Raw genomic sequence first — 11,704 nt, 5'->3', positions numbered from 1 at the left:
CGATCCAGGCATTTTTTGTAATTGTGCTTTGATCGATTTTTATCCACTTATGGGGATGATGACAAAGAAGTAATCCTTATGCTGATTATTAGCCAGGCTTTTAATCGAGTTTATCTGGGCCGGCCTCTTCGCGGGGCAAGCCCGCTCCCACAGGCCCACCACTATCCGTGGGAGCGGGCTTGCCCCGCGAAGAGGCCGGCCCAGGCTTACTACTTAGCCAATTCCCCACGCAACTGCTCGATCCGCTGATCCTTCTCCAGCCACAGCTGGTTCACCCATGCCTGCACGGTCTGCCGGAAGGCCGGGTCATTTTCATAATCCCCATCCCACAATGCCGGGTCCAGCTCACGCACTTGAATGTCGATAATCACCCGGCTAATGCTGCCATTGAGCAAGTCCCAGAAGCCGGGCGCCTTGTCGCCGGGGTAAACGATGGTCACGTCCAGCAGCGCGTCCAGCTGCTCGCCCAACGCCGCCAGCACAAAGGCCACGCCCCCGGCCTTGGGCTTGAGCAGGTAACGGTAAGGCGATTGCTGCTCCTGGCGCTTGGCCTCGGTGAAACGCGTGCCTTCGAGGTAGTTGACCACGGTCACCGGCTGGCGCTTGAACAGCTCGCAGGCGGCTTTGGTGATTTCCAGGTCCTTGCCCTTGAGCTCGGGGTGCTTGTCCAGAAACGCCTTGCTGTAGCGCTTCATGAACGGGTAATCCAGCCCCCACCACGCCAGGCCCAGCAGCGGGACCCAGATCAGCTCCTTCTTGAGGAAGAACTTGAAGAACGGCGTGCGGCGGTTGAGGCTTTCGATCAGCGCGGGGATGTCGACCCAGGTCTGGTGGTTGCTCACGGCCAGGTACGAGGTGTCCTTGCGCAGGCGCTCGACGCCGCGGATGTCCCACTGGGTGGGGATGCACAGGGCAAAGATCGCTTTGTCGATCTCTGACCAGGTTTCGGCCACCCACATCACCGCGGCGGATGCGTAGTCGCGGCCACGGCCCGGCAGCACCAGTTTGAGCAGGGCAAACACCAGCAGCGGGCAGATCAACACCACGGTGTTGAGCAGCAACAGAAGGGTTGTGAGAATGCCGGTCAGCAGGCGACGCATAAAGAAACTCTTGTTGTGAGATAAACGCGGTCGGCAATGATAAGCAGCGATGCGCCCCACGCCAAATTTCCAGTGCCCGTCGGCGGGTACAAATGTTTCACATTGTGTTGATTACCCTGTAACGACGAACCTATTCAACGCGTGCAGTCTAAGCACTGTCTGCAATCAAGGAAGCGTAACCCGTGAAATCACTGCTTGCCCTGTTGTCGTTGTTTGCCTTGCCGGTCATGGCCGCTGAGCCGACGATTTATGGCCGTTACGAAAACATTGCCCTGCCGGAAATCGGCGAAACGCTGAAGGCCAAGATGGACACTGGCGCCTTCACTGCATCGCTGTCGGCCAAGGACATCGAGCTGTTCACCCGCGATGGCGATGAGTGGGTGCGCTTCCGCCTGGCGACCAAGGAGTCCGACGGCAAGGTCTACGAGCACAAGGTCTCGCGCATCAGCAAGATCAAGGGCCGTGCCGACGAAGAGGAAGAAGGCGATGCGCCGGAAATCTCCAAGCGCCCGGTGGTGGACCTGGAGCTGTGCCTGGGTGATGTGAAGCGCACCGTTGAGGTGAACCTGGTAGACCGCAGCAGCTTCAACTACCCGCTGTTGATCGGGTCGAAGGCGTTGCGTGAGTTCAAGGCGGCGGTCAACCCGGCCAAGAAGTTCACCGCCGGCAAACCGGACTGCTGACCTGGAACCTGACTGGCCCATTGTAGGAGCGGCCTTGCGTCGCGATAGGGCTGCGTAGCGGCCCCGGCGATTTATGCCACTACAGAAAACCTGGGGCCGCTACGCAGCCCTATCGCGACGCAAGGCCGCTCCTACACAATAGTGCGTCGCCATCGACATTTGCACAGGCCGCGCACCATGCCCCATATCCTCATCGTCGAAGACGAAGCCGCCATCGCCGACACCCTGGTCTACGCCCTGCAGGCCGATGGCCACAGCACCGAATGGGTGACCCTGGGCAGCGCGGCCCTCGACCAGCAACGCCAGCGCCCGGCCGACCTGATCATCCTCGACATCGGCCTGCCCGATATCAGTGGCTTCGAAACCTGCCGCCAGCTGCGCCGCTTCAGCGAAGTGCCGGTGATGTTCCTCAGCGCCCGCGATGGCGAAATCGACCGAGTCGTGGGCCTGGAAATCGGTGCCGACGATTATGTGGTCAAACCCTTCAGCCCGCGCGAGGTGGCCGCGCGCGTGCGGGCGATCCTCAAGCGCATGGCGCCAAGGGCCGAGCCTGCTGCTGCGGCAACGCTGTTCCAGCTCGACACCCTGCGCATGCAGATCAGCTACCGCAACCAGCCGCTGGCCCTGACCCGCCATGAGTTCCGCCTGCTGCAATGCCTGCTGGAGCAGCCCCAGCGGGTATTCAGCCGCGAGCAATTGCTCGATGCCCTGGGGGTGGCCTCCGACGTGGGCTACGAGCGCACCATCGACAGCCATATCAAGAGCCTGCGCGCCAAGTTGCGCCTGGTGGCCAGCGCGGCAGAGCCGATCCAGACCCACCGCGGCCTGGGCTACAGCTACAGCCCGGATCACGCCTGATGCGCCTGGGCATCCGGATCTTCCTGGTGTACTTCCTGTTCGTCGGGCTGGCGGGCTACTTTCTGCTCAACACAGTGCGCGAGCAGATCCGCCCGGTGGTGCGCCAGTCGTCCGAGGAAACCCTGGTAGACACCGCCAACCTGCTGGCGGAGATCCTGCACGATGACGTCAAGGCCGGCACCCTCGGCCAGAGCCGCCTGCCCGAAGTGCTCAAGGCCTACGGGTCGCGTAGCCCGGGCGCGCAGATCTGGGGGTTGGCGAAGAATCAGGTCAGCCACCGCATCTACGTGACTGACGCCAAAGGCATCGTCCTGCTCGACTCCAGCGGTGAAGGCCTGGGCAAGGACTATTCGAAGTGGAACGATGTCTACCTCACCCTGCGCGGCGAATACGGCGCCCGCTCCACGCGCAGCGTGGCTGATGACGAAAGCACCTCGGTGATGCACGTGGCCGCGCCGATCATCGATGACGGCCGGATCATCGGCGTGGTGACCGTGGCCAAGCCCAACAGCTCGCTGCAACCCTACATCGACCGCTCCGAGCAGCGCTTGCTGACGTTGGGCCTGGGCTTGATCGGCCTGGGCCTGTTGATCGGTGCTGCGCTGTCGTGGTGGCTGGCGCGCTCGCTGCGCAGGCTGGCCCGCTACGCCCAGGCCGTCAGCGAAGGCGAACGGGCGGCGCTGCCGCACTACAAGGGCGGCGAGCTGGCGCACCTGGCCAATGCGGTGGAGCGCATGCGCACGCAGCTGGAAGGCAAAGCCTATGTCGAGCGCTACGTACATACCCTGACCCACGAACTGAAAAGCCCGCTGGCGGCCATTCGCGGTGCCTCGGAGTTGCTGCAGGGCGATATGCCAGCCGAACAGCGGGCGCGCTTTGTCGGCAACATCGAACGCGAGAGCGAGCGCTTGCAGCAGATGATCGAGCGCCTGCTCAACCTGGCACGGGTCGAGCAGATGCAGGCGCTGGAAGACGAGCAGCAGGTGGCGTTGGCGTCGCTGGTCGACGAACTGCTGCTGGCCCATGCGGCACGTATCGAAGGGGCTGGCCTGCAGGTGCGCCAGCGGGTGCCGGTGGGGCTGCGGTTGTTGTGTGATCCGTTTCTGATGCGCCAGGCGCTGGCCAACCTGCTCGATAACGCGCTGGATTTTACCCCGGCGGGCGGGGCGCTGTTGTTCGAGCTGGAGCGCGAGGGCGGGCGCGTGGCATTGAGCCTGTTCAACCAGGGGCAGGCGATCCCGGCGTATGCCATCGGGCGGGTCAGCGAGCGGTTCTACTCGTTGCCGCGGCCGGGCAGCGGGCGCAAGAGTACCGGGCTGGGGCTGAATTTTGTGGCTGAGGTGATGCAGTTGCATGGCGGCACGTTGGCGGTGGATAACGTTGACGGCGGGGTGCGGGTGCGGTTGTGGCTGCCGGGGCGGCGTATCAGCTGAGGTTGCTGGGGCTACGCGCAAAAACACGCAATCTCCATACAGTCTCCCCAAAGCCTCCATGCAAGGCGCAGACACTGCGCCCACTGCCATAGGAGGCCCCATGAACAAGACCTTGAGTTTCAAGCTCGGCATGATTGCCCTGCTGATGTTGCTGTTGCTGATCCCCCTGCTGCTGATCAACGGCCTTATCGACGAGCGCCAGAGCCTGCGTGACAGTGTGGTGCGGGACATCGCCCAGAGCGCCAGTTTCGACCAGCAGCTCAGTGGCCCGCTGCTGGTGGTGCCCTACCGCAAGTACCAACGGCGCTGGATCGACAAGGACGGCGAGCGTACCCAGGAAACCAGCACCATCGCCGGTCACCTGTACTTCCTTCCGGAAACCTTCGATGCCGACCTGGGCGTGGAGACCGAGCTGCGCGCACGTGGTATCTACCAGGCACGGCTGTTTCACGCCAAGGGCCGTATCAGTGGCCGCTTCAAACTCCCCGAGCGCTGGGGCATCGACAAGGACTTTGACGACTACCAGTTCGACAAACCCTTCCTGGTGGTGGGCATCAGCGACATCCGCGGCATCGAGAACGGCCTGGAGCTGACCTTCGACGAACGCAAGTTGCCGTTCGAAGCCGGCACCGGGCTCAGCTGGATGCGCGCGGGCGTGCATGCCAGTCTGCCAGGGCTGGATGGCCTGCAGGCGCGCGAGTTCAGCTATGGCTTCGACCTGGCGTTGCAGGGCACTGGCCAGCTGCAGGTATTGCCGGTGGGCCGCACCAGCAGTGTCGACCTGCGCGCCAACTGGCCGCACCCAAGCTTCATCGGCAGCTACCTGCCCAGCCGTCGCGACATCGATGCCCAGGGCTTTAGTGCCCATTGGCAGACGTCGTTCTTCGCCACCAACCTCGAAGACGCCCTGCGCCAGTGCGCCAGCGTGGGGGAGTGCACGGACTTCAGCGAGCGGACCTTCGGCGTGAGCTTCGTCGACCCGGTGGACCAGTACTTGAAGAGCGAGCGGGCGATCAAATATGCGCTGTTGTTCATCGCCCTGACCTTTGCTGGCTTCTTCCTGTTCGAGGTGTTGAAAAACCTCAGCGTGCACCCGGTGCAGTACATCCTGGTGGGGGTGGCGCTGGCGTTCTTCTACCTGCTATTGCTGTCGTTGTCCGAGCACATTGGCTTCGGCCCGGCGTATGGGCTGTCGGCTTCGGCCTGTGTGTTGCTGATTGGCTTCTACCTGAGCCACGTGCTGCACAGCCTCGGGCGTGGGGTGGGGTTTGCGGCAGGGTTGGCAGCGCTGTACGCGATGCTTTATGGGCTGCTCAGCGCCGAGGACTATGCGCTGCTGATGGGCTCGCTGCTGTGCTTTGGCTTGCTGGGTGTGTTCATGGTGCTGACCCGGCGGTTGGACTGGGCACGGGTGGGGAGGGCGGCATGAGGGAGGATAGAGAAATCGGGCGCTGGTTGGCCCGCAGGATCGGGCAGTTGTTTCCTGTGATACCCAAGTAAGGATTGGGGCTGCTTTGCAGCCCCGCGAATGGCCCTGTCAGGCTGTCGGTGCTGTGGCGACCATCGAAGGCCGCTTGGCCACCTCGGCATACCACGCCGCCAACCCAGGCTGGCGCTCGCGCCAGCCAAACTCAGGCTGACGCAAGTCCAGATACCCCAGCGCACACGCCACACCAATCGCGGCCAGGTCAAAGCCTGAGATCAGTTCCGCGAGGTGCTCCTGCTCCAGGTTGGCCAGGCTACGGCGGATCTTGTCGCCCTGCGCCTCAAGCCAGCCGTCCCAGCGCTTGCCTTCAGGCCGCAGGAAGCTCTCATAGCGCGACGACACCGCCGCATCCATGATCGCATCGGCCTGCGACACCAGCGTCATGCGCCGCCAGCGCGCCGAGCCTTCACGCGGCAGCAACGGCAGGCCGACATGCTGCAGGTCCAGGTATTCGCAGATCACCCGGCTGTCGTGCAGCACCGTGCCGTCGTCCAGGCGCAGGGCCGGGATCTTGCCGATCGGGTTGCCCAGGTTGAGCTGCGCGTCGCCGCTTACCGGGCTGATATTCACCGGTTGCAGGGTGACGCGGTCAAGCTGGCCAGTCTCGTGCAGCACCACCATGACCTTGCGCACGAAGGGCGACAGCGGCGAGTGGAACAGCGTCATCGTGGCCATGGTTCAATTGCCTTGCAGGCTGGGCGGCAGGCACACGCCGGTACCGCCGATGCCGCAGTAGCCGCCCGGGTTCTTGGCCAGGTACTGCTGGTGGTAGGCCTCGGCGAAGTACACGGTTGGCGCTTGGTCGATCTCGGTGGTAATCGCGCCGAAACCGGCCTTGTTCAGCTCGGCCTGGAAGGCGTCGCGGCTGGCGTTGGCTTCGTCGAGCTGCTGCGGCGAGGTGCAGTAGATGGCCGAGCGGTACTGGGTGCCGACATCGTTGCCCTGGCGCATGCCCTGGGTCGGGTTGTGCAGTTCCCAGAACATCGCCAGCAGCTCGCGGTAGCTGAGCTTGTTCTTGTCGAACACCACCAGCACCACTTCGGTGTGGCCGGTCAGGCCCGAGCAGACCTCTTCGTAGGTGGGGTTGGGGGTGAAGCCGCCGGCATAGCCGACCACGGTGCTGACCACGCCTTCACGCTGCCAGAAGCGGCGCTCGGCGCCCCAGAAGCAGCCCAGGCCGAAGATGGCGAAGTCGATGTCGCCTTCGAAGAACGGGCCGAGCAGGGGCGTGCCCTCGAACACATAGTGGAACTCGGGCAGGGACATTGGGGTTTCGCGGCCAGGCAGCGCCTGCTCCGCAGTTGGCATGACGTTTTTGTTCACCAGGATTTCCGAACGCAGGACCATGGCCGCTCCTCTTTTTTCAGATATCTGTTTGTCAGATAGATAAGTGTTGGCCGCGAAAGGGCCGGAATGGCCTCTATAGTGCACGAGGTTGGCGCCGCTGTCAGGCCACCGGGCCGCGCGGATAACGCTTGAGTTTTTCGGCCAGCTCACGCCCCGGAATCGGCCGATCGAACAGATAGCCCTGGCCCACATCGCAGCGGTGCCGGCGCAGAAACGCCAATTGCGCCGGGGTCTCGATGCCCTCGGCCACCACCTTGAGCTTGAGGTTATGGGCCATGGCCACCACCGCCGAGGTGATCTCCATGTCGTCCTGGTTGTCGGGGATTTCGTTGATGAAGCTGCGGTCGATCTTGATGATGTCGATCGGAAACTTCTTCAGGTAGCTCAACGACGAATAGCCCGTGCCGAAGTCGTCCATGGCCAAAGTCAGGCCCAGGGCCTTGAGCTCGTCGAGCTGGCGGTGGGTGTCTTCGGTCGCTTCCAGCAGCAGGCCTTCGGTCAGCTCCAGCTCCAGCAGGTGCGGGGGCAGGGCCTCCTCCTTGATGATCGAGCTGATTGATGCCACCAGGTCAGGGTCGGAAAACTGCTTGGGCGACAGGTTGATGGCCACGTGCAGGTTGCCCATGCCGGCCTCGCGCAGCTGTTGGCTCATGCGGCACGCCTGGCGCACCACCCACTTGCCGATGGGGATGATCAGGCCGGTTTCCTCGGCCACGCTGATGAACTGGTCCGGGCGGATCATGCCCCGCTCGGGGTGGTTCCAGCGCAGCAGTGCCTCCAGCCCCAGCAGGCGGCCGCTGCGCAGGCACAGCTTGGGCTGGTAGAACACCTCCAGCTCGTTCTGGGTCAGGGCGCGGCGCAGGTTGTTCTCGACGAACAGCTTGTAACTGGCCTCGGCATTGAGCACTTCGGTAAACACCTGCACCTGGTGCTTGCCGTTGGCCTTGGCCTTGTGCAGGGCCAGGCCTGCGTTTTTCATCAGGCTCGCCGGGTCGATGCCATGCAGCGGCGCGCAGGCCAGGCCCACCGAGGCGGTGACGTTGATCAGCTGGTTGTCGACGAACATCGGTTTGTCGAGGGTGCGTAGCAATTGCTGGGCGACGCCCTGGCCATCTTCCAGGTGGGTGTCGTCGAGCAGCACGGCAAACTCGTTGCTGGCAAAGCGCGCCAGGATGCCGCCGGCGCTGAGGCTGTTGCGCAACCGTCGGGCGAGGCTGACCAGCAGCTTGTCGCCGGTCTGGTGGCCGAGGCTGTCGTTGATGCGCTTGAAGTTGTCGATGTCCACCAGCAGCAGGCACATGGAATGCTCGTCGTTGCGGGCAAAGCGCTCGTCGAGGCTGCGGATGAAGGCCGGGCGGTTGCCCAGGTTGGTCAGGTTGTCGGTGTAGGCCAGGCGTTCGATGCGTTGCTGGGCCAGCTTGGTCTGGGTGACATCTTCGTAGATGCCGATGTAGTGGGTCAGCTCGCGGTTGTCGCCATACACCTTGGAAATCGACAGCTGGCCCCAGTAGGGCTCGAGGTTTTTGCGTCGGCTCTTGAATTCGCCCTGCCAGCTGTTGCCCATGGCCAGGCTCGACGGCGAATCGAACAGCAGCTCGCTGAGGTTTTCCAGGGCGGGCAGTTCGGCCAGTTGGCGGCCCTGGACTTCGTCGGTGCTGTATTGGGTGATCGCCGTGAAGCTTGGGTTGACGTACTCCACCACGCCATCGCGGTTGACCAGCAAAAAGGCGCTGGCGCTTTGCTCTACGGCGCGCTGGAACAGGTGCAGGGCACTGGCTGCCGTGCGCCGGTTGTGGTTGGTGATGACCTGGGCGAACTGGTCGGCCAGCTCACCGGCAAAGGCGATTTCGTCCGACTGCCAGGCCCGCGGCTGGCCGCTTTGCTCCAGGCACAACACGCCGATGACCTGGCCATCGACGCGCACGCTGGCATCGAGCATGGCTTTGTTGTCGGGGCGCAGGCTTTGCGTCAGGGCGCGGGTACGCGGGTCGTGGCTGGCGTTGTGGGCATCGATGGCGCGGCTGGCGTGCAGGGCGTCGAGGTAGTCGGGAAAGCGGCTGGCATCGATGGCTTCGGGCAGGCGGTGTTGCTGCTCGTGGCGATACCAGGCGCTGATCGGCTCCAGGCGCTGGTCTTCCAGGTGCCAGATGCTGGCGCTGTCGACCTTGTAGATTTCGCAGGCGCTCTGGGTGATCAGCTCGGCGGCTTCGAGCAGCGAATTTTCGGCGCTGTAGCGCTGGCGGGCCAGGCGCAGGATCAGGTCTTGCTGACCACGCACCCGCTCCAGGTGTTCGAGCTGTTCTTGCTGGGCGCGCTGGTTGAGTTGCAGGGCCAGTTGCAGGCGAGTGTTGCGTGACTCCAGCTCGCTGGGGTCTGCGTCGTTGGCGTCGTCGGGCGGATCGTCGAGCACGCTCAGGTAGCCGCGCAGCAGTTGGCGATTGTGCTGCCTGTAGGCCTCCCCGGCCTCGACCAGACGCAGCGATGCACCCGGGCCATGCAGGGTGTAGCGCACCCGGTAATAACCGCGCCGGGCCAGCTGCGACTGGATTTCATCGTGCAATCTGTAGCGGGCCTCGGGCTCCATCAGGCTGGCATAGGGCGCATCGACCATGGCACAGAGTTCGCCGGCCTGAAGGCCGAACTGGCGCTCGCAGGCAGGGTCGAGGTAGAGCATCGCCCAGGTGGCTTCGTTGAGCCTTTCGAAACGCAGCATCCCGAGCCGCGAGGGCACGGGTAGCTGCGTGACGACCTCGGCCGCCACACGGCTGGCGGCATCGGGTTGGCTTTTCATCGAAGACTCGCTTGAAGAGGGAACGCAGCCTGGCGGCGACGGTGGATCTGGCAAGGTTGCATCATGTCCCGAGGGCTGGCAAGCGGCCATGCGTGATGCTGTGGAAGGGTTATCGGCTGATGTGGCCGATTCTGTAGTTTGGCTGGAGATTTTGGGGCCGCGTTGCGGCCCATCGCGACACAAGGCCGCTCCTACAGGGAACCGCGATCGCCTTGTAGGAGCCTTGTGTCGCGATGGAGGGCGAAGCCCTCCCAGGATATCCAGACAAAAAAAAGCCCCGCCAAATGACGGGGTTGAGGTACGAGCGTGGCAGCTCGAAAAGGGTACTGCCCCTCTTGCGAGGGGCAGCTTGCCGCCTTACAGCAGCAGGGTGCGGATATCCGCCAGCACGTCGCCCAGGCGCTTGGTGAAGCGCGCGGCGGCAGCGCCGTTGATCACACGGTGATCGTAGGACAGCGACAGCGGCAGCATCAGCTTCGGCTGGAAGGCTTTGCCATCCCACACCGGCTGCATGGTTGCCTTGGACACACCGAGGATCGCCACCTCTGGCGCATTGACGATCGGCGTGAAGCCGGTGCCGCCAATGTGGCCGAGGCTGGAGATGGTGAAGCAGGCGCCTTGCATGTCGTCGGCCGACAGCTTTTTGGTGCGCGCCTTCTCGGCCAGTGCAGCGGCTTCGGCAGCCAGTTGCAGCAGGTTTTTCTGGTCGACGTTCTTGATCACAGGGACCAGCAGGCCGTCCGGGGTGTCCACGGCAAAGCCGATGTTCACGTACTTCTTGCGGATGATGGCCTTGCCGCTTGGTGCCAGCGAGCTGTTGAAGTCCGGCAGTTCCTTGAGCAGGAAGGCGCAGGCCTTGAGCAGCAGCGGCAGCACGGTCAGCTTGACGCCAGCCTTCTCGGCCACGGCCTTCTGCGCAACGCGGAAGGCTTCCAGCTCGGTGATGTCGGCAGAGTCGAACTGGGTCACGTGCGGCACGTTCAGCCAGCTGCGGTGCAGGTTGGCGGCACCGACCTGCATCAGGCGGGTCAGGGCCACTTCTTCCACTTCACCGAACTTGCTGAAGTCCACGGCAGGGATCGGCGGGATGCCAGCGCCGCCAGTCGCGCCGGCAGCTGCCGGTGCTTCTTTGGCCTTCTGCATCATCGCCTTGACGTAAACCTGCACGTCTTCTTTCAGGATACGGCCGTGCGGGCCGGTCGCGGCAACCGCGCCCAGCTCGACACCGAACTCACGGGCCAGCTGGCGAACAGCGGGGCCTGCGTGAACCTTGGCGTTGTTGCCGGCAGCCGGTGCGGTAGCGACCGGTGCAGGGGCAGCAGCGGGGGCAGCGGCAGCCGGTGCGGCGGCCGGAGCCGCCTCAGCCTTGGCCGGTGCAGCAGCGGCAGGCGCTGGCGCAGCAGCCGGGGCGGCGCCCGCGACTTCCAGTTTGATGATCAGGTCACCGGTGCCGACTTCGTCGTCCAGCTTGGCGATCACTTCCTTGACCACGCCAGCGGCGGGCGAAGGGATTTCCATGGAGGCCTTGTCGGACTCTAGGGTAATCAGCGACTGGTCGGCTTCGACGGTGTCGCCGACCTTGACCAGCACTTCGATGATCTTGGCCTTGCCCGACGAGCCGATGTCCGGCACGTGGATGTCCTGCACGCTGGCAGCAGCAGGGGCTGCAGCCGGCGCAGGGGCCGCTTCGGCAGCCGGCTTTTCAGCGGCAGCCGGTGCAGCGGCAGGGGCAGGTGCGGCGGCTGGGGCCTCGGACGCAGCAGCGCCCTCGGCTTCCAGAACCAGCAACTCGTCGCCCTCTTTCAGGCGATCGCCCAGCTTGACCTTCAGCTCTTTGACGATGCCGGCCTTGGGGGCCGGGATCTCCATGGAGGCCTTGTCGGACTCCAGGGTCAGCAGGCTCTGGTCAGCCTCGATACGGTCACCGACCTTGACGAACAGCTCGATGATTTCACCTTCACCGCTGCCGATGTCAGGTACGCGAATGAGTTCGCTCACTTAAAAAT

The 11,704-nt window shown here is 63.9% G+C and carries 9 protein-coding genes; 4 read left to right on the top strand and 5 right to left on the bottom strand.

The features are described from left to right. Positions 1 to 209: 209 nt before the first annotated feature. Positions 210 to 1,100 carry an acyltransferase gene (locus DJ563_RS19310; protein ID WP_434518186.1) on the bottom strand — a complete coding sequence of 297 codons (891 nt, stop codon included), beginning with the start codon at positions 1,098 to 1,100 and terminating at the stop codon, positions 210 to 212. A gap of 182 nt (positions 1,101 to 1,282) precedes the next feature. On the opposite strand from DJ563_RS19310, the gene DJ563_RS19305 reads away from it, so the two are divergent. From DJ563_RS19305 to creD, 4 genes are all read left to right on the top strand, one after another. Continuing rightward, complete coding sequence (locus tag DJ563_RS19305) at positions 1,283 to 1,783, top strand: ATP-dependent zinc protease family protein (protein WP_099428126.1); 501 nt, start codon at positions 1,283 to 1,285, stop codon at positions 1,781 to 1,783. Positions 1,784 to 1,960: 177 nt separating this feature from the next. Continuing rightward, entirely contained in the window at positions 1,961 to 2,641 is a 681-nt protein-coding gene (gene creB / locus DJ563_RS19300) for a two-component system response regulator CreB (RefSeq protein ID WP_434518185.1), read from the top strand. Beyond that, a complete protein-coding gene (creC, locus tag DJ563_RS19295; RefSeq protein ID WP_274100122.1) occupies positions 2,641 to 4,074 on the top strand; it encodes a two-component system sensor histidine kinase CreC in 1,434 nt (477 codons plus the stop codon). The genes creB and creC overlap by 1 nt, the downstream gene beginning before the upstream one ends. A 100-nt stretch (positions 4,075 to 4,174) precedes the next feature. Continuing rightward, complete coding sequence (gene creD, locus DJ563_RS19290; RefSeq protein ID WP_434518184.1) at positions 4,175 to 5,503, top strand: cell envelope integrity protein CreD; 1,329 nt, start codon at positions 4,175 to 4,177, stop codon at positions 5,501 to 5,503. A 108-nt stretch (positions 5,504 to 5,611) separates the two neighbouring features. Here the strand turns inward: creD and DJ563_RS19285 are convergent, their stop codons facing one another. The 4 genes from DJ563_RS19285 to aceF all read right to left on the bottom strand — a co-directional run bounded on the left by DJ563_RS19285 (position 5,612) and on the right by aceF (position 11,696). After that, a complete protein-coding gene (locus tag DJ563_RS19285) occupies positions 5,612 to 6,235 on the bottom strand; it encodes a glutathione S-transferase (RefSeq protein WP_274100120.1) in 624 nt (207 codons plus the stop codon). 3 nt (positions 6,236 to 6,238) lie between these two features. After that, complete coding sequence (msrA, locus tag DJ563_RS19280; protein WP_434518183.1) at positions 6,239 to 6,907, bottom strand: peptide-methionine (S)-S-oxide reductase MsrA; 669 nt, start codon at positions 6,905 to 6,907, stop codon at positions 6,239 to 6,241. Between the two features lie 100 nt (positions 6,908 to 7,007). Next, positions 7,008 to 9,698: a sensor domain-containing protein gene (locus DJ563_RS19275; protein WP_274100118.1), complete on the bottom strand. Its 2,691-nt coding sequence runs from the start codon at positions 9,696 to 9,698 to the stop codon at positions 7,008 to 7,010. A gap of 357 nt (positions 9,699 to 10,055) precedes the next feature. Next, positions 10,056 to 11,696, bottom strand: a complete 1,641-nt coding sequence (gene aceF / locus DJ563_RS19270; protein ID WP_162525116.1) for a dihydrolipoyllysine-residue acetyltransferase — start codon at positions 11,694 to 11,696, stop codon at positions 10,056 to 10,058. Positions 11,697 to 11,704 lie beyond the last annotated feature (8 nt).

The organism is Pseudomonas sp. NFX1, assembly GCF_051123555.1.
In the GTDB taxonomy this organism is placed as follows: Bacteria; Pseudomonadota; Gammaproteobacteria; order Pseudomonadales; family Pseudomonadaceae; genus Aquipseudomonas; species Aquipseudomonas capeferrum.
The sequence above is the reverse complement of the archived record's forward strand: the minus strand, read 5'-3'. Positions and strand labels throughout refer to the sequence as shown.